The following is a 17,620-nucleotide window of genomic DNA, read 5'->3' on the forward strand; positions in this document are numbered from 1 at the left end:
CTGTGGACCATCTTTGCCGCATCGACGGTGCATGCCGACATGGTCGGACACGGCGGCCCGATACGGGCTCTCGCCATTTCGCCCGATGACGACAGCCTTCTCTCCGGCAGCTTCGACACCGCCGTCATCCGCTGGTCGCTCAGGACAGATACGGCAGAGCACGTGCTGCGGTATCATGCCGATGGCGTCAACGCCGTCGCCTTTCTCAAAGACGGCCGCATGATCACGGCCGGAGCCGATGCGCGCATTGCGGTGTGGACGGCGGGCCGGCCGGAGCCGGACCGGGTGCTGGAGGGACATGTCGCTCCGATCGCGGCGCTTGCTGTGTCGTCCGATGGGACGCTTCTCGCATCGGCGTCATGGGACCAGACAGTGCGGCTCTGGTCGCTATCGGACGGCACATCCCGCGTGCTCGAAGGGCATACGCAGAACGTCAATGGGGTCGCTTTCCTGCCGGACGGCAGGCTCGTCAGTGTCGGCTACGATCTTGCGCTGCGCATCTGGCGTTTGCCGGATGGCCAACCTGACATCGTGACTTTGCCGGCGCCGCTGAACGCGGTGGCTGTCGCGCCGGATGGTGAAATCGTCACGGGCGCGGTCGATGGCAGGCTGCGCATGCTGACAACGGACGGCAAGGTCAGCGGCGAGGTCGCGGCCAGTCCGACGCCGGTGGTGGCCTTGGCCATGTCGGCGGACGGTGCGCTGATCGCTGCGGCCGGGATCGGCGGCACGGTGGCGATCATCGATCGCAAGTCGCGCAACCTGCTGCGCACCCTGGTTGGGCCCGGGCTGCCGGTGTGGGCGGTCGCCTTCCTTGCCGATCGCGAGACACTGATGACGGGTGGTGCGGACGGCAGGATCAGGCGCTGGAATGCCCGCACCGGCAATCCCATCGGTTCAAGCCTGATCGGCACACCGGCCGACCCGCTTGCGGCTTATGCCGGCGATCACGGCGCCGATGTGTTTCGGGCCTGTGTTGCCTGCCACACGCTCTCGGACAAGGAGGTGCAGCGTGCGGGTCCCACACTTGCGGGACTCTACGGCCGCAAGATCGCTTCGGTGCCGGGATATCGCTTCTCTGATGCACTGAAGACGATGGACATCGTCTGGACGCCGGAAACCGTCGCACGATTGTTCGAAATCGGGCCGAATGCCTACACCCCCGGCACCAAGATGCCGGAGCAGCGCATCGGCTCGGCCGAGGACCGACGCGCGCTGACCGAATTTCTGGCCCGCGCGACGTCGAGATGATTGCCTCGCGTCGATTCGACGGCGTCCGCTTTAGTCCTTGCCATTGCGTTCGCGGAGATAATCATCCGTCGTTCGCGGCGGCGTTCGTTCCGGAACGCCCTTGAACGGATCGAATTGCTGTTCGCTCATGACCACGACGCGGCAGTCCGCGCACATCCTGAGCGCCTCGATTCGCTTGTCGCCGGCCGGATACATCCAGTGCCGGCCTTCGAGCTTGGCGGCGATGCGGTCGATCGTGCTCTTGACGCCGAAGGGCGTGCCGCAGCGGACGCAGAGCGCGGGCTCCTCTTCCTTGATGACAACGGCGGGCGCGCGCGCCGCCCGGAAATCGATCTGCGGCTTGAGGCTGATGACCTTTTCCGGACAGGTGCTCTGGCACAGGCCGCACTGCACGCAGGCATCCTCGATGAATTTCAGCACCGGCCGCTCGGGATCGTCGCGCAATGCGCCGGTCGGGCAGGCCGAGACGCAGGACAGGCACAGCGTGCAGCCATCGGCCTCGACGCTGATTGCGCCGACCGGCGCACCTTGCGGCAGCGCGATGACGTCCACCGGCCGCGGCGCCAGCCGATGCAACTCGCTGAGGGCAAACCGCAAGAGATCGCGCCGCTTGCCGACGGTCTTGAAAGTTGCCGGCGTCGGGACCGCGGCGAGCGTGCCGATATCAGTCAAATGCGCGCAGAGCGCGTCGGGATCGTCGGTTTCGATCGTAGCGAGGCGACGGCCCGCAAATCCAAGGCCGCCGAGGATCGCCTCAGCCATCGCGATCGTCTGCGTCAATCCGGTTACGTCGTGGCGCGGCTTGCCACGGAGCAGGAAGCGCACGGCAGAGACGCCATAGGCGAAGGCGCCGACGATCGCCTCCAGCCCGACCTGCGTGAGCTCGTTGACGGCAAAGGGAAGCACGTTCGCCGGCAGGCCGTCGCCATGCCGCGCGAGGGCGTCGATCAACGGCGTGCCGTGCGGGCTGTCGTGAAAGAGCAGCACCGCATTCGCGCCGCCGGCCTCGCGATAGGCGAGCAGCATGGCGCGAAGTTTATGGAGCAGCGTATCGGCGGGCGGCAGCGCGTAGGAGACCGCGCTGGTCGGGCAGGCCGCCGCGCATTGGCCGCAGCCCGCGCAGATATTCGGATCGATTGCGATATGATCGCCGACGGGCGTGATCGCCCCGGTCGGGCAAAGATCGAGACAGCGATGGCAGCCCGTACGCTTCGAGCGCGAATGGGCGCAAAGCGCCGGCGCAACCTCGACATATCTGGGCTTGTCGAAGCTGCCGACGAGATCGCGCGCGGTCAGCACCGCGCGCAGCACCGCGGCGGGATCTTTCGTGTCGGCGCGGAGATAGCCGTCGCGCAGGTCGTGGGCGGGAAACATTGGCAGACCGCCGGAAAGATCGAGCACGATATCGCAGCGCGAGGTGACCCCGCTTCGCGGCGAGTCGAGCACGAAGTGATCGCGCGAGGAGGGGCGGGGACGCGCATAATCGTCGATTACCAGCTCGAACGCGCCGAAATGTCCCTTCGCGGAGCGGATCGTGCCCTTCACGATCGGGAACACCGTGGCAACCGGCGGCACCGTGTCATCGAGCTGCTTCAGCATCACGGTGACGTCGAGGTGATCGGCAAGCAGGCGGCCGGCCTCAATCGCGGCCTCATCGCGCCCGTAGATCAGGATGACGCCCTCGCTCGACAAGGTGACGAGCGGATAGTCCGGGGCGGGGATGGAGGCGGATGCGAGCAGGGCGGCCATTTTTGCGCCGGCGTGCGCGCCGTCGCGGGACCAGCCAGCCGTCTCGCGGATATTGACGAAGCCGATCGCGTCAGGCCGCTCGCCGGCCTCGTCCGAAAACTGCGCCGCCTGCTGCGTGCAGGCGACCGTCAACACGCCTTCTGTCGCGGCCATGTTGCGGAAATGATCGAGCTCCGCCCCGCAGAGGTGGCGGAAGCTCTTGACCTCGCTGTTCGGACATCCGCGCCGGATTGCAGCCACGTCGAGGCGCATCGTGTCTTCGCACGAGCAGATCAGGATGGTCTTCGACGGCTGCTCCAGGTTAACTCCTCCGCCTTTCGGACGACGACGACGGACTCGCGCCGGCCCTTCGCCTCGTATAGACATTATCCGTCGGGAAGAAAAGGAAAGCGGAGGACGGTCTGCCGTCGATCCCAGTGAGCCATGTTTCCGCGGCGGAACCGATCCACCTGCCGCCGCCGTTCACATTGGTGCGATTGCGCGAGAGCGGCGACGCTTTTGCCCATGCATGCCGCATTGCACCGGAGAGCGGCGCCGGAACGCTCGTCTATGTCGGCCGCTTCGACCTCGCCGAGTTCGCCGTGGTGCTCGAGCCGGCCGAGCCGTTGCGCAGCGCGCGGCGTGCGTTCTACGCAGGCATGGTCGCGCTCACCGACGCGCTTCGCGCCTATGCACCGCCGAGCAAGCCGATCACGATCGGCTGGCCGGATGCGGTCAGGATCGACGGGGGGCTGGTCGGCGGCGGACGGATGGGTTGGTGTTCCGGAGCTGACGAGGACGCGCCGCCGCCCTGGCTGGTCTTCGGCGCGATGATACGGACGGTTGCCATGAATGATGACGATCCAGGCGTCCACCCGCTGGCCTCGGCGCTTGACCAGGAAGGCTTTAGCGAGGCGGGCGCGGCGCAGATCACGGAAAGCTTCGCCCGGCATCTGATGCTGGCGCTGGACGGCTGGCGGGTCGACGGCTTCGACAGCGTCGCGCGCGACTATCTCACGCGGATGCCGCGTGAAAGGCAGACGATACAGCGCATAGATGATTGCGGCGACCTCCTGACGCGCCGCATCGGGACGGAGACGATCGAACGAAGCGACCTGGTCCGGGCGCTCGCGGTGCCGTCCTGGCTCGATTCGGCCCTCGGAGGACCGCGCCTGTGAAACTCCTGCGCACGATCGCGCTCGATCCCTCGGACACTTTCGTGTTCGACGTGGCGGCAGAGCCGGGCGAATGGGCCGTTTCCGGCGCCTTCCGCTTCTGGGATTGCGATGGCGCGAAGCTCGAGGGCAAGGCCCGCGCGGCGTTTCGCGGTGGGTTCCTCGGGGTGCAATCCTGGGGCTGGTCGACGCTGGCGCAGATCGTTCCGGCGACCGCGGACGATTACCACGGCCTGGTCGATCTGCTGGCGAGGCAATTGGTCGATCGTTTCGGCGCGCCGGATATGGCGGCGGCGAAAACGGCGGCCGAAGAGGAGGTCGCTTTTGCCCAGTCGCTCTGCAGCCATCCCATCAGCTCGCTTATTGCAGTGCACCGCACCTCGAGCGACGGGGAGGTCCGCGAGTCGTTCCGCCGGCTGCAGCTTCGGGAAGGCCAGGGGCATGGCAAGGCGTTCTCGTTCATCGAGATGGAGGACGACGTCGAGCCAGACGGCGATCTCAGGCTTGCGGATCTCGGCCGGGAGCCGACCGTCCGATGAACGATTTCTGGATCTCCTGTGGTCACCACCTGCTCGATCGCGACGAGGGCGGCGGCCTGCGTGTCACGGACGAATTTCTCAAAGCCTATTTTGCCCGTCCCGAGCTGATGCCGCCGGACGACGCGTGCCCGGTCGAACGCCGGCTGCACCGCGATCTGCTCGCCGACCCGCGCCAGGCCGTCGGCGCCGGCGAGATCGCCGCGATTGCCGATGCTGATGCCAGGGAGAATTGGCAGTTCGTGCTGGCGTTCCGCGATCTTCTGCTACGGCATCCGACGCTCGAAGCGGCCTATCTTGCCTGGCTCCGCTCAGGGGCGAACGATCTGCCGCCGCTGTTCGTCAACCAGCTCGTGCACGTCATCCTGCGCAACGCGCTCGACGGCTGCGACGACCCGTTCGTGCTGCGCGCGGCCGAATTGTTCTTCCGGATCCAGCGCGTTCTCCCACATGAGCACGCTTTGTTGCTGGGAGACGAGGAGGTCGTCGGCGGCCGGAGCCCGACCCCGGTGCTCTCGCTGATGTCGATGCTCGGCGCCACCACCGATGCGGTGGTCGAGGTGTTGGGCGAGGAGAATGCCGAGGCCTATTGGCACCGGAGCGACCAGTTCGACATGGCCCTCGACCTGACCGCCGACGGCCGCGGACCTGTAGCGCTGGCGCAGGCGATGACGCGTTGGGTCTCCCATCTGCTCGGCATCGATGTCGTGATCGAGCCGCTACGGGCGCTGCACGAGGCGAAGCTGAGCTGGTATGTCGGGCTCGATGCCGATGCCACGAGGCTCGGCGACCGTCTGTGGCACGGCGAAGAGCTCGGCGAGCGCGACGCCGATCGCGTGCTGGCGCTGTTCCGGCTGACGTTTGCGGATTCCAGCCGTGCCCTCGACGATGTCGGGGATGAGCCGGTCTACCTGATCCTTTCGATGACGGCGGATCAGAAGCTGCGGATGAAGCCACAGAATCTGCTGACCGGATTGCCGGTGAAGCGGCTGGAGATGGCGACATGAGCCCCGCGGCATTGCCGTCCCTCTCGATTGCCGTCGGCGTCGTAGTCGAGCGGCGCAAGGCCGACTCGCCTTGGGTCGATTTCATCTGGCGCGGAATTGCTGTCCTGCCGGACGAGCCGTCGACCGAGCCATGGACCGTGCTTCGCGAGCAGGACGGCACGACCCTGTTCTATGCCGGAAGTGCGACCATCGATCTCTATCCGTCGGAGACGGCGCGCTATCGCGACAATCTCGCTTCCGGCGGTCCGAGCATCTGGGTCGTGTTGTCGCCTGCGGAAGGCGTCTGGCCCTATGCAGTCACCGCGGTGACCGCCGACCCCGCCGAGGGCGAAGGCTTTACCGAAGCCGCCGACAATCTCGTCGAGGCCGTGCCGATGCCGGAAGTGCTGCGCGAGGCGATTGAAAGCTTCGTGGCCGAGCACCATGTCGAGCGCGAATTCGTCAAACGCAAGCGGCGCCGTGCCGATCCGGAGGCGCTGGCGCGGCGCGAACATGAAGGCGGAAAGGAATGAGTGAGGAGGACTTCCTTGCGCGTTGGTCCCGCCGCAAACAGCAGTCGCGAGCGGAGCCGGCGAAACCTGCCCCGGCGCAGCCGACGCCGCCGTCCGAGGACAAAGAGGACGAGACGGAGTTCGATCTGTCGAGCCTGCCGTCGATCGACGAGATCAATGCTGCCACCGACATCACGGCCTTCCTCGGCAAGGGGATTCCTCGCGAGTTGAGCCTTGCGGCTCTTCGCCGCGCTTGGGCGACCGATCCCGCGATTCGCGACTTTGTCGGGCTCGCGGAGAATGCATGGGACTTCAACGACCCGACGGCGATGCCGGGATTTGGCCCGCTGCATTGTTCCTCGGAGGAGCTGGCCGCACTGGTCGATCGCATTGTCGGCGGCGTGCGCGAGGCGGCCAAGTCTGCGGCCCAGACTCTTGCTGAGGCGTCGATCGGAACGGCGGATTCTCCGGCGGAATCGCATCAAGCCGATGTGGCACTTGTTTCCAACGTCGTCGAGCCGCCCGATGAGACGCGGCACCTGGCAATCCCTGCTGCAGTGCAACCGACAGTGGGTGAAAGACCTGCGGATTCTGCAGAGCCTGTGAGGTCCCGCACGCATGGTGGTGCACTGCCGCGCTGAACCACGACCAAAGACTATAGGTACAGGCTATGGCAGGCGATTGACCGTTGCTGGAACCCGGATTACGCTACCTACTGCTTTGTAACAAAAGCGATAATCAAGCAGACGGGACTGGGATGGGAGGTCCACGTGCGCGATGACGGACTTGATCGAGCGATCGATGCCGCAGGCGGCATCGCTCAGCTTGCACGCAAAATAGGCATCAGCCAGCCCTCCGTCTCGAATTGGACCCGTGTGCCCGCACAACGGGTGGTTGCAGTCGAAACGGCGACTGGCGTCTCCCGAAACGATCTGCGGCCCGATCTTTACGGTGAGCAAGCCGGCTCCGCCGAACTCGTCGATCCCATCGATGCGGCGCGCGCGCAGGAATACGTCTTGCTCGCGGCGCTGCTGTCTGCGCCTCCGTCGAAGCGCCTGCTCGATCAGCTCGCCGCGCTCAGCGGAGACGCGACGCCGCTCGGTCGCGCGCATGCGGCGCTTGCCGAGGCCGCCTCGAGCGCCGTCCCAGCGAAGGTTGAGCGGGAGTATTTCGATTTGTTCGTCGGGCTCGGCCGCGGCGAATTGCTGCCTTATGCCTCCTATTATCTCACGGGCTTTCTCAACGAACGGCCCTTGTCGCGCCTGCGCGGCGACCTGATGACGCTCGGCATCGAGCGTATCGCCAACGATTCCGAACCCGAAGATCACGCTGCCATCCTGTGCGAGATCATGTCGGGCCTTGCCGATGGCCGCTTCGATGCCTCGCACGAGGCGCAGCGCGCCTTCTTCGAAAAGCACGTGTCGCCATGGATGGGGCGATTGTTCGCCGACATCGAGAACGCGGGGACTGCCCGTTTCTATCGCGCAGTCGGCGCGCTCGGCCGCACTTTCATCGAAATCGAGACGGAAGCATTTACATTCGCCAGCTGACCGAGGCGCTTCGGTCCGGGAGAGATGCGATGAGTGACGAGACGAAAGCAAAGGTCGGACGCCGCGATTTCCTGCGCAAGGTCGGCTTGGGTACCGCCGGTGCCGGCGCGGCGCTTGCAACACCGTTGGTCGGGTCCGCCCAGGCCGACAGTGAAACCAACGATGAGAAGCGCAAGGCGCGCTACAAGGAATCCGATCACGTGAAGACGTTCTACCGCGTCAATCGTTATCCGGCCTGAGAGGGAGGCTGCCCGTGCTTATCAAGCGAACACACCAGCGTTCCGATCGCCGCGGTTCCGTCGCCGAATCCCTTGCGGGACAGGGCGGGGGACTTGATCGCCGCACGTTCCTGCGCAAGTCCGGCCTGGCCGGCGGCGCGCTCGCCGCGCTCGGGGCCATGCCGGTCGGCAACGTGCGAAAGGCGGAGGCGGCCGCCGCCGGCCCGCTCGCGGCCGGCGCCACCGTCAAGAAGAGCATCTGCACGCATTGTGCCGTGGGCTGCACGGTGACGGCGGAAGTCCTCAACGGAGTCTGGATCGGGCAGGAACCGAGCTGGGATTCCCCGATCAACCGTGGCTCGCATTGCGCCAAGGGCGCCTCGGTGCGCGAGCTCGTGCACAGCGATCGCCGCCTGCGCTATCCGATGAAGCTGGTGAACGGGCAGTGGACGCGCGTGTCGTGGGACACGGCGGTGAACGAGATCGGCGACAAGCTGCTGCAGGTTCGCGAGAAGTCGGGCAGCGATTCGGTCTATTGGCTCGGCTCGGCCAAGATGACCAACGAAGGAGCCTACCTGTTCCGCAAGTTGGGCGCGTTCTGGGGCACCAACAACACCGATCACCAGGCGCGGATCTGCCACTCCACCACCGTCACCGGCGTCGCCAATACCTGGGGCTACGGCGCGATGACGAACAGCATCAACGACATGCGCAACTCCAAGACGATGCTGTTCATCGGCAGCAACGCGGCGGAAGCGCATCCGGTCAGCATGCAGCACCTGCTCGAATCCAAGGAGCTCAACAAGGCGAATTTCATCGTCTTCGATCCGCGCCTGACCCGCACCGCGGCACATGCCACCGAATATGTCCGCATCCGTCCCGGCACCGACATTCCCGTGCTCTACGGCATGATGTGGCACATCCTGAAGAACGGCTGGGAGGACAAGGAATTCATCGCCCAGCGCGTCTACGGCTTCGACGACCTGCGCAAGGAGGTCGAGAAATGGAATCCGCAGGAGGTCGAGCGCGTCACCGGTGTGCCCGCCGCGCAGCTCGAGCGTGTCGCCAAGACGTTCGCGACGGTCAAGCCCGCGACCATCATCTGGTGCATGGGCCAGACCCAGCACACGGTCGGCACCGCCAACGTGCGGGCGAGCTGCATCGCGCTGCTGATGACGGGCAACGTCGGCAAGGCCGGGGCCGGCGCCAACATCCTTCGCGGCCATGACAACGTGCAAGGCGCGACCGATGTCGGCCTCGATATCGTGACGTTGCCGTTCTATTACGGCCTCGCGGAGGGCGCCTGGAAGCACTGGTCCCGGGTCTGGGAGGTCGACTACGACTATCTCGTCTCGCGCTTCGACGAGAAGAAGCAGATGGAGACGCCAGGCATCCCGCTGACGCGCTGGTTCGATGCCGCGCTGTTGCCGAAGGCCGACGTCGCACAGAAGGACAACGTCAAGGCCGTGTTCGTGCAAGGCCACGCCAGCAACAGCATCACGCGCATTCCCGAATCGCTGAAGGGCCTGAAGGCGCTGGAGCTGCTGGTGATCGCCGATCCGCACCCGACCACCTGGGCGTCTCTGGCGGTCGAGGCCGGACGCAAGGACGGCGTCTATATCCTGCCCGTGGCGACGCAGTTCGAATGCGCGGGATCGCGCGTCGCCTCCAACCGCTCGATGCAATGGGGCGAGCAGATCGTCAAGCCGATCTTCGAATCCAAGGACGACCTCGAGATCATCTATCTGCTGGCGAAGAAGTTCGGCTTCGCCGACAAGATGTTCAAGAACATCAAGGTCGAGAACAACCTTCCGGTCCCCGAGGACGTGCTGCGCGAGATCAACCGTGGAAGCTGGTCGACCGGTTATTGCGGCCAGTCGCCGGAGCGCATCAAGGCGCACATGAAGAACCAGCACAAGTTCGACCTGGTGACGATGCGCGCCCCCAAGGACGATCCGGAAGTCGGCGGCGATTATTATGGCCTGCCTTGGCCGTGCTGGGGCTCGCCCGAGGTGAAGCATCCCGGCTCGCCGCTGCTCTACAACAACAATCTGCACGTCATGGACGGCGGCGGCGCATTCCGTCCGCGCTTCGGCATCGAGCGCGAGGAGAAGCTGCCCGACGGCACGACGCGGAAGGTGAGCCTGCTCGCCGACAAGTCCTTCTCCAAGGGATCGGAGATCGAGGACGGCTATCCCGAGTTCACGCTGGCGAGCCTGAAGAAGCTCGGTTGGGACACGGATCTCACCGAGGCCGAGATGGCGACCATCCAGCGGGTCAACCCGGCCAATCCGGATGCGGTGTCCTGGGCGCTCGACCTCTCCGGCGGCATCCAGCGCGTCGCGCTGAAGCATGGCTGCGTGCCCTTCGGCAACGGCAAGGCGCGCATGAATGCGTTCGGTCTACCGGATCCGATCCCGGTGCACCGCGAGCCGATCTACACGCCGCGCGTCGACCTCGTCGAGAAGTATCCGACCTTGCCCGATGCCAAGCAGTTCCGTCTGCCCAACATCGGCTTCTCGGTGCAGAAGGCGGCGGTGGAGAAGGGAATCGCCAAGCAGTTCCCGCTGATCCTCTCCTCCGGGCGTCTTGTCGAATACGAAGGCGGCGGCGAGGAAACCCGCACCAATCCGTGGCTCGCCGAATTGCAACAGGACATGTTCATAGAGATCAGCCCGGCTGATGCCGCCGATCGCGGCATCAAGGACGGCGGCTGGGTCTGGGTGAGCGGCGCTGAGAACAACTCGCGGGCCAAGATGAAGGCGATGGTGACCGAACGCGTCGGCAAGGGCGTCGCCTGGATGCCGTTCCATTTCGGCGGCTGGCTCGGCGGTAACGACCTGCGCAAGAACTATCCTGCCGGCACCGATCCGATCGTGCTGGGCGAGAGCGCCAACACGATCACGAGCTACGGCTACGATCCTGCAACCGGCATGCAGGAGCCGAAGGTCACGCTTTGTCAGATCGTCGCAGCCTGAGAGGAGCACGCACATGGCTCGGATGAAATTTCTCTGCGACGCTGATCGCTGCATCGAGTGCAACGCCTGCGTCACCGCCTGCAAGAACGAGCACGAGGTGCCCTGGGGCATCAACCGGCGGCGTGTCGTCACCATCAACGACGGCAAGCCGGGCGAGCGCTCGATCTCGATGGCCTGCATGCACTGCACGGACGCGCCCTGCGCGGCGGTCTGTCCGGTGAACTGCTTCTACACCACGGCCGATGCCGTGGTGCTGCACTCCAAGGACCTCTGCATCGGCTGCGGCTATTGCTTCTACGCCTGTCCGTTCGGCGCGCCGCAATATCCAAAGGTCGGAAACTTCGGCTCGCGGGGCAAGATGGACAAGTGCACCTATTGCGCCGGCGGCCCTGAGGCCGACGGCAGCAAGGAGGAATATGCGAAGTACGGTGCGAACCGGCTGGCCGAAGGCAAGCTGCCGCTGTGCGCTGAGATGTGCTCGACCAAGTCGTTGCTTGCGGGCGACGGCGAGATCATCGCACAGATCTACAAGGAGCGCGTCATGAAGCGCGGCTATGGCTCGGGTGCATGGGGCTGGAAGACCGCTTATCGCGAGGCGATCGAGTCCTGAGGTGGCAACAGAAGGGCGCGCAAATACCGGGGAGGACGTGATGGCGTCATTTGGAAGGTTCATTCGCCTGGCGTTCGGCGTTTGCACGCTGCTTCTCTTGGCGATGGCGGCGCCTGCGAGTGCTCAGCAGGTCAATCCGACTGCAAGCTCGGTCAAGGAGCAGCAGCTTCTGCAGGAGCTGAACCGGATTCAAGGGCGTGTCAGCATTCCGGATCAGCGGTCCGGCGTTCTCGAGCAGCCGCAGGGGCGGGAATGGCGGGAATTCCGCATGGTGACGCTGCCCTGGATCGGCGGCGTTGCCATCATCGGCATGATCGCCCTGATCATGATCTTCTATCTCACCCGCGGCATGGTTCGGCTGGAAAGCGGCCACTCGGGCCGCACCATCGTGCGCTTCAACGGTTTCGAACGTTTCGTGCACTGGATGACGGCAACCTGCTTCATCATCCTGGCGATCTCCGGCCTCAACGTCACCTTTGGCCGGCAACTGCTATTGCCGCTGATCGGTTTCGAGGCCTTTTCCGAATGGTCGCAATGGGCCAAATACGCCCACAATTATCTGAGCTTCCCGTTCACGCTGGGGGTCGTGCTGATCTTCCTGATGTGGATCGGCGGCAACATTCCCAGCAAGGTGGATATCGAATGGGCCAAGCGGGGTGGCGGCCTGATCGGGCATGACCATCCGCCGGCCAATCGCTTCAATGGCGGCCAGAAGATGATCTACTGGATCGTCGTGATCGGTGGTGGGCTCGTCGCGGCGAGCGGCTATGCGCTGATGTTCCCGTTCTACGGCACGGGTATCGAAAGCATGCAGATGGCCCAGATCGTCCACTCCATTGTGGCGGTCCTGTTCGTCGCGGCGATGATCGGGCACATCTATATCGGCACCATCGGCATGGAAGGTGCGTTCGCGGCCATGGGCTCGGGCGAAGTCGACGTCAACTGGGCGCGCGAGCACCACAGCCTCTGGCTCGACGAGCAGATGGCGCGAACGGGACCGAACGACGGGCAGCGGCAACCCGCGACCGCAGCGGCCGAATAAAGCGGACCTGCCGGCCTACCGCGGCTCTTTCGCAAACAAGACGGAGCGGTCCTGCAGCTCCTGCTCGGGAAGCTTGTCGGCTTGGCCCGTCTGCATGTCTTGAATGGACGCCATGCCGGGCTGACCGAAGTGAGGTACTGCATGCGGCCTGAACACGCTATTGGCCGCACCGGCGAGAAGCATGGCTGCGATTAGCGAGAGCATGAGGAATTTCATGCGCGTCTCCGTCTGCCATCTCCACCCGGCACGATGAATACATCGGGATCGTCGAATCGGATGTGAGCGGCTTCACAGCAACGGGTTCCAGTTGCGTGGGTCGAGCTCCCCCTGACGACCGTCAACTTCGGCGTCAAACTGGATATCTGCTTGCCAATGCGAGCGCCCATCCCGCATCGGCGCGGTGATCCCGCTGACGCGGAATTCCTCCATCAGGCCCGCCATTTGGCTCGCATTCCGTCGGCTCGTCAGGGGGCAGACCGAAACTGGTCCGGCTCTTGCTCTTGCCAGTATGAGAAATTTTGATAAACGTCATACTGTAAGGGCGAGCGAATGGAACGAGCAGCGATGCGGACTTTGCGGGCGGTCGAGCCCGGAACGGTGGCGCTGCTTGGCGGGCTCGTCGCCGCCAACATCGCCGCATGGGCCTGGGCCTTCACGCTGTTCGGCGACCGGCCGACGGTGATGGCGACGGCCTTGCTGGCCTGGGTGTTCGGCCTGCGTCATGCCGTCGATGCCGACCACATTGCCGCGATCGACAACGTCGTGCGCAAGCTGATGCAAGGCGCCGAGACGCCGCGCAGCGTCGGCCTCTATTTCGCGCTCGGCCATTCCACCGTCGTCGTGGTGGCGACCATGCTGCTGGCACTGGGCGTCGTGAGCCTCGGCGGCGACAGCCTGCTCAAGGAGATCGGCGGTCTCATCGGCACCTCAGTCTCGGCGCTGTTCCTGCTTGCGGTTGCCGCGATCAACCTCGTCATTTTCGTCGGCCTGTGGCGGACGTTTGGCGCGGCGCGGGACCAGGGCGTTCACGATGCTGCGCAGCTCGATGCGCTGCTTGCCAGCCGCGGTATTCTGGCCCGGCTGCTCGGCCCGATGTTCCGCCTGGTGACGAAGCCCTGGCACATGTACCCGCTCGGCTTCCTGTTCGGCCTCGGCTTCGACACCGCGACGGAGATCAGCCTGCTCAGCATCTCCGCCAGCGAAGCCGCGCGCGGCGCCTCGCTCGCCGATGTGCTGGTTTTCCCCGCGCTGTTCGCTGCAGGCATGGCGCTGGTCGACACTGCCGATTCCGCGCTGATGGTGAGCGCCTATCGCTGGGCTTTCGTCGATCCCTTGCGCAAGCTCTGGTACAATCTCACGATCACCGGCGCCTCCGTCGCGGTTGCACTGTTCATCGGCGGGATCGAAGCGCTCGGCCTGATCGGCGAGCGGCTCGGTCTCTCCGGCGGCGCATGGGTGCTGGTCGAGGACCTCAACGAGTCGCTTGCCAATGTCGGCTTTGTCGTGATCGCGCTGTTTGCGGTCGCATGGCTCGTCTCGGTCGTGCTCTATCGCCGCATGTTCGGGAACGAGCCTCGCCGCGCCGACACGAAAGTTTTGGAATGCACCGATGCGACCGAGGCGGCCTGAGCACGGTCGTCACGGCGGCGCTTTGACGGCACTCTCGGTCTTGGCGCTGCTCGCGGATGACGGCCGCGCCTTTGCACAGAGCAATGACGCCTCACGCGAACTGCCGCCGGTCGAGGTCAGTGGTGGCGCCGCGTCCGGGCGCAAGATGACGGCCGCATCGCGCCGTGCCGCCAGATCGCCCGCGGCCGGCCGCCGGATCTTCGTGTCTTCCGCGACGGCGCAGGCGTCGGATCCGCGCAGTGCCGGCTCGGGTGCAAGGGCCGCAGCCGGCATGGCCAGCGAGATCACTGTCTCCGGCGACGAGATCAACGCGCGCCCTTTCACACGGCCGGGCGAGGCGCTCGAAGCCGTGCCCGGTCTGATCGTGACGCAGCATTCCGGCGAGGGCAAAGCCAACCAGTATTTCCTGCGCGGGTACAATCTCGACCACGGCACCGATCTGGCGATCATCGTCGACGGCGTCCCCGTCAACATGCGCACCCACGCACATGGCCAGGGCTATGCCGATCTCAACTGGCTGATCCCGGAAACCATCGCCGCAATGGACGTGCGCAAGGGACCTTACTTCGCCGACGAAGGCGACTTCGCCTCGGTCGGAAGCGTTCACATCGGCCTGATCGACAGCACAAGGCGGCTGGCGCAGGTGAGCGCCGGCAGCTTCGGTTACCGCCGTCTGCTCGGCATGGATTCCGCGAAAGTTGGCGACGGTTCGCTGCTGGTGGCCGGCGAGATCGGTACCTACGACGGCCCGTGGGACAATCCGGACAAATTGCGAAAGCTCAACGGCCTCGTGCGCTACAGCCAGGGCACCGCGACCGACGGCATGTCGCTCACCGGCATGGCCTACGTCAACAAATGGAATGCGACCGACCAGGTGCCGCAGCGCGCCGTCACCAGCGGCCTGCTCGGCCGGTACGGTTCGGAAGATCCGAGCGACGGCGGTCATGCCAACCGCTTTGCGCTGTCCGGGCGCATCGCGCAGACCGACGACATCGGTTCATGGAAGGCCAACGCCTATCTGGTGAAGAGCCAACTCGACCTCTTCAATAATTTCACTTACTTCCTTGACGATCCCGTGCTCGGCGACCAGTTCCACCAGCACGACGACCGCTTGATGGCGGGCGCCAATGTCTCGCGCACGCTGGACGGCTCCTTGGCCGGCCTGCCGATGCAGACCACCTTCGGTCTGCAATCGCGTTATGATGCGATCGACCTCGCGCTCACCAATACGTTCCGTCGCGGCTTCATCGGCAATATCCGCAGCGACAAGGTCGGCGAGGGCAGCGTCGGGGTCTTTGCCGAAAACACGGTGCGCTGGACCGACTGGCTCAGGACGACGTTGGGCTGGCGCGGCGATTATTACGCCGCCGACGTCATCTCTCTGTTCAACGCCGCAAATTCCGGTCGCGCCGATGCCGCGCTCGGCAGCCCGAAATTCAGGATGGTGCTTGGTCCGTTCAATCATACGGAATTCTTCCTCGGCGCCGGCTACGGCATGCACTCGAACGATGCCCGCGGTGCGACCACGACGGAGGATCCCACCGATCCCGCGACAAGGCTCACGCCGTCGCCGCTCCTGGTGCGCACCAGAGGCGCGGAGGTCGGGGTTCGCAGCAGGATCGTTCCCGGCCTCGAGAGCTCTCTCAGCCTCTTCATCCTGGACCAGGATTCCGAGATCCTGTTCTCCGGCGATGCCGGCGATACCTCGGCAACCCGCGCCAGCCGCCGCTACGGCTTCGAGTGGACCAATCATTACCGGCCGCGGTCCTGGATCGACATCGATGTGGATCTTGCAATGACGCATGCGCGCTTCCGTGGCCATGACGGCGAGCAGGCCGCGGTCTATGCCTCGCTCGCCGGCTATCCCGAGGCGCAAATCGGCAATGCGCCCGGCAACTACATTCCCAACGCCCCGGCGATGGTGGCATCGGCCGGAATAACGCTTGGCGAGAAGACCGGCTGGTTCGGCAGCGCGCGCTGGCGCTACATCGGCGCGAGCCCGTTGACCGAGGACAATGCGTTCCGCTCGCGGCCGACCGGCATCGCCAACGCGCGGCTCGGCTACCGCAGCGAGAACGGCTGGCGCATCCAGTTCGACGTGCTCAACCTGTTCAACAGCAAGGCGAACCAGATCACCTATGCCTATGGCTCGCTGTTGAAGACCGATGCGCTCTACAATCTCTGCGCCGCCAATGCCGCACCGGCCGCAGTCTGCGGGAACGGCGTGATGGACTATGTGCTGCACCCGGTCGAGCCGATGGCGTTTCGGGTCACTGTGGCCGGAATGTTTTAGGCCTGTTGCGCGAGCACACTGGGCTAGCCTGTCAAAGGATTTGCCTTCACGGTTGCTCGGACATCGTCAGGCGGCCACGTGCTGGGTGGCGCGTCCTGCGCGCGGCGATGGCCGGCACGAGCGTTGGCGTTTCCCCGGCGAGGCGGAGCGCGAAATAGGCAATGGTCGCTTGAAGCCCGTCCTTCAATGCCACCTTCGGACGCCATCCCAGGATCTTCTCGGCGGCGTCGATCACGGGCTTGCGCCGCTTCGGATCGTCCTTTGGCAGGGGCTCGAAGCGCAGCGGAGAAGCCGATTCGGTGCATGCCAGCACTTCACGGGCGATCGCCTCGATCGTGACCTCGTGCGGATTGCCGAGATTGCAGGGACCTGTGACCGAGGCGGGGCTCTCCATCAGGAGCTGAAGTCCCCGCACGAGATCGTCGACGAAGCAGAAGCTGCGGGTCTGCGTGCCCTGGCCGTAGATCGTGATCGGCTCGCCGCGCAGCGCCTGCACGATGAAGTTGGAGACGACGCGGCCGTCGTTCTCGAGCATGCGCGGGCCGTAGGTGTTGAAGATGCGCGCGACCTTGATCTCCGTCCCGTGCATCCGCCGATAGTCGAACATCAGCGTCTCCGCGGCCCGCTTGCCTTCGTCGTAACAGGCCCGCGGCCCCACGGGATTGACGTTGCCGAGATAGGATTCCGGCTGCGGATGCACCTCCGGGTCGCCGTAGACCTCGCTGGTGGAGGCCTGAAGAATCCGGGAGCCCTTCTGCCGCGCCAGTTCGAGCAGGTTGATCGAGCCGAGCACGCAGGTCTTCATCGTTCCGACCGGATCGACTTGATAATGGCGGGGCGAGGCCGGGCAGGCGAGGCTGTAGATCCGGTCGATCTCGCCCTCGATCTCGATGGAATCGCGCACGTCATGCTCGATGAAGCGGAAGTTCGGATGGTTGAGCAGGGGCCGGATGTTGTCGGTGGTCCCCGTGAACAAATTGTCCAGGCAGATCACGATGCTGCCGCGTTGCAGGAGCGCGTCGCAGAGATGCGATCCGATGAAGCCGGCACCGCCGGCGACCAGGACCGTCGGCGAGCGGCGGGACGCGTGGATGCGGGTCTGGAGCGTCATG

At 65.1% G+C, this 17,620-nt stretch carries 17 protein-coding genes; 13 read left to right on the top strand and 4 right to left on the bottom strand.

All coding sequences use genetic code 11. The features are described from left to right. Positions 1-39 precede the first annotated feature (39 nt). A complete protein-coding gene (locus tag I6F37_RS32480; protein ID WP_306469163.1) occupies positions 40-1,251 on the top strand; it encodes a c-type cytochrome in 1,212 nt (403 codons plus the stop codon). 30 nt (positions 1,252-1,281) lie between these two features. On the opposite strand, the gene I6F37_RS32485 is transcribed toward I6F37_RS32480, so the two are convergent. Beyond that, complete coding sequence (locus I6F37_RS32485; RefSeq protein WP_225153750.1) at positions 1,282-3,252, bottom strand: 4Fe-4S binding protein; 1,971 nt, start codon at positions 3,250-3,252, stop codon at positions 1,282-1,284. A gap of 164 nt (positions 3,253-3,416) precedes the next feature. Between I6F37_RS32485 and I6F37_RS32490 the strand changes: the two genes are divergently transcribed. From I6F37_RS32490 to I6F37_RS32535, 10 genes are all read left to right on the top strand, one after another. After that, the gene (locus I6F37_RS32490; protein WP_225153752.1) at positions 3,417-4,157 is read left to right on the top strand and encodes a biotin/lipoate--protein ligase family protein; all 741 of its coding nucleotides are present in this window, start codon (positions 3,417-3,419) and stop codon (positions 4,155-4,157) included. Further along, positions 4,154-4,693: a DUF6505 family protein gene (locus I6F37_RS32495; protein ID WP_036005125.1), complete on the top strand. Its 540-nt coding sequence runs from the start codon at positions 4,154-4,156 to the stop codon at positions 4,691-4,693. Before I6F37_RS32490 ends, I6F37_RS32495 begins: the two co-directional genes overlap by 4 nt. Next, positions 4,690-5,697 (top strand): DUF6352 family protein, encoded by a 1,008-nt coding sequence (locus tag I6F37_RS32500; protein ID WP_036005122.1) that lies wholly within the window; start codon positions 4,690-4,692, stop codon positions 5,695-5,697. Before I6F37_RS32495 ends, I6F37_RS32500 begins: the two co-directional genes overlap by 4 nt. Continuing rightward, positions 5,694-6,209: a DUF3305 domain-containing protein gene (locus tag I6F37_RS32505; protein ID WP_036005120.1), complete on the top strand. Its 516-nt coding sequence runs from the start codon at positions 5,694-5,696 to the stop codon at positions 6,207-6,209. The genes I6F37_RS32500 and I6F37_RS32505 overlap by 4 nt, the downstream gene beginning before the upstream one ends. Further along, entirely contained in the window at positions 6,206-6,829 is a 624-nt protein-coding gene (locus I6F37_RS32510) for a DUF3306 domain-containing protein (RefSeq protein ID WP_225153754.1), read from the top strand. The genes I6F37_RS32505 and I6F37_RS32510 overlap by 4 nt, the downstream gene beginning before the upstream one ends. A gap of 129 nt (positions 6,830-6,958) precedes the next feature. Next, positions 6,959-7,738, top strand: a complete 780-nt coding sequence (locus I6F37_RS32515) for a molecular chaperone TorD family protein (protein WP_036005115.1) — start codon at positions 6,959-6,961, stop codon at positions 7,736-7,738. A 29-nt stretch (positions 7,739-7,767) separates the two neighbouring features. Next, entirely contained in the window at positions 7,768-7,977 is a 210-nt protein-coding gene (locus I6F37_RS32520; protein ID WP_036005112.1) for a twin-arginine translocation signal domain-containing protein, read from the top strand. 14 nt (positions 7,978-7,991) lie between these two features. Continuing rightward, positions 7,992-10,934, top strand: coding sequence for a formate dehydrogenase subunit alpha (locus I6F37_RS32525; RefSeq protein WP_036005108.1), 2,943 nt, complete (start codon positions 7,992-7,994; stop codon positions 10,932-10,934). 13 nt (positions 10,935-10,947) lie between these two features. Continuing rightward, positions 10,948-11,544, top strand: a complete 597-nt coding sequence (gene fdh3B, locus I6F37_RS32530; RefSeq protein WP_036005105.1) for a formate dehydrogenase FDH3 subunit beta — start codon at positions 10,948-10,950, stop codon at positions 11,542-11,544. Positions 11,545-11,584: 40 nt separating this feature from the next. After that, positions 11,585-12,586: a formate dehydrogenase subunit gamma gene (locus tag I6F37_RS32535; protein WP_036005247.1), complete on the top strand. Its 1,002-nt coding sequence runs from the start codon at positions 11,585-11,587 to the stop codon at positions 12,584-12,586. A 15-nt stretch (positions 12,587-12,601) separates the two neighbouring features. On the opposite strand, the gene I6F37_RS32540 is transcribed toward I6F37_RS32535, so the two are convergent. Further along, entirely contained in the window at positions 12,602-12,802 is a 201-nt protein-coding gene (locus I6F37_RS32540) for a hypothetical protein (RefSeq protein ID WP_036005102.1), read from the bottom strand. A 72-nt stretch (positions 12,803-12,874) separates the two neighbouring features. Further along, complete coding sequence (locus I6F37_RS32545; protein ID WP_156447252.1) at positions 12,875-13,027, bottom strand: hypothetical protein; 153 nt, start codon at positions 13,025-13,027, stop codon at positions 12,875-12,877. A gap of 123 nt (positions 13,028-13,150) precedes the next feature. On the opposite strand from I6F37_RS32545, the gene I6F37_RS32550 reads away from it, so the two are divergent. Beyond that, positions 13,151-14,215, top strand: coding sequence for a HoxN/HupN/NixA family nickel/cobalt transporter (locus I6F37_RS32550; protein ID WP_036005244.1), 1,065 nt, complete (start codon positions 13,151-13,153; stop codon positions 14,213-14,215). Next, a complete protein-coding gene (locus I6F37_RS32555) occupies positions 14,196-16,508 on the top strand; it encodes a TonB-dependent receptor (protein WP_036005099.1) in 2,313 nt (770 codons plus the stop codon). The genes I6F37_RS32550 and I6F37_RS32555 overlap by 20 nt, the downstream gene beginning before the upstream one ends. Positions 16,509-16,554: 46 nt before the next feature. Here I6F37_RS32555 and I6F37_RS32560 read toward each other — a convergent pair whose 3' ends face one another. After that, complete coding sequence (locus tag I6F37_RS32560) at positions 16,555-17,619, bottom strand: UDP-glucuronic acid decarboxylase family protein (RefSeq protein WP_225153756.1); 1,065 nt, start codon at positions 17,617-17,619, stop codon at positions 16,555-16,557. Position 17,620: the final 1 nt, after the last annotated feature.

It is taken from the genome of Bradyrhizobium sp. NBAIM08 (genome assembly GCF_020193935.1).
Lineage (GTDB): Bacteria > Pseudomonadota > Alphaproteobacteria > Rhizobiales > Xanthobacteraceae > Bradyrhizobium > Bradyrhizobium yuanmingense.

Coding starts and splice junctions, on each gene's coding strand:
- I6F37_RS32555 (WP_036005099.1), top strand. CDS start 14,196: ATGCGACCGAGGCGGCCTGAGCACGGTCGTCACGGCGGCGCTTTGACG.
- I6F37_RS32480 (WP_306469163.1), top strand. CDS start 40: ATGGTCGGACACGGCGGCCCGATACGGGCTCTCGCCATTTCGCCCGAT.
- I6F37_RS32500 (WP_036005122.1), top strand. CDS start 4,690: ATGAACGATTTCTGGATCTCCTGTGGTCACCACCTGCTCGATCGCGAC.
- I6F37_RS32540 (WP_036005102.1), bottom strand. CDS start 12,802: ATGAAATTCCTCATGCTCTCGCTAATCGCAGCCATGCTTCTCGCCGGT.
- I6F37_RS32505 (WP_036005120.1), top strand. CDS start 5,694: ATGAGCCCCGCGGCATTGCCGTCCCTCTCGATTGCCGTCGGCGTCGTA.
- I6F37_RS32510 (WP_225153754.1), top strand. CDS start 6,206: ATGAGTGAGGAGGACTTCCTTGCGCGTTGGTCCCGCCGCAAACAGCAG.
- I6F37_RS32520 (WP_036005112.1), top strand. CDS start 7,768: ATGAGTGACGAGACGAAAGCAAAGGTCGGACGCCGCGATTTCCTGCGC.
- I6F37_RS32485 (WP_225153750.1), bottom strand. CDS start 3,252: ATGCGCCTCGACGTGGCTGCAATCCGGCGCGGATGTCCGAACAGCGAG.
- I6F37_RS32545 (WP_156447252.1), bottom strand. CDS start 13,027: ATGGCGGGCCTGATGGAGGAATTCCGCGTCAGCGGGATCACCGCGCCG.
- I6F37_RS32550 (WP_036005244.1), top strand. CDS start 13,151: ATGCGGACTTTGCGGGCGGTCGAGCCCGGAACGGTGGCGCTGCTTGGC.
- I6F37_RS32535 (WP_036005247.1), top strand. CDS start 11,585: ATGGCGTCATTTGGAAGGTTCATTCGCCTGGCGTTCGGCGTTTGCACG.
- I6F37_RS32560 (WP_225153756.1), bottom strand. CDS start 17,619: ATGACGCTCCAGACCCGCATCCACGCGTCCCGCCGCTCGCCGACGGTC.
- fdh3B (WP_036005105.1), top strand. CDS start 10,948: ATGGCTCGGATGAAATTTCTCTGCGACGCTGATCGCTGCATCGAGTGC.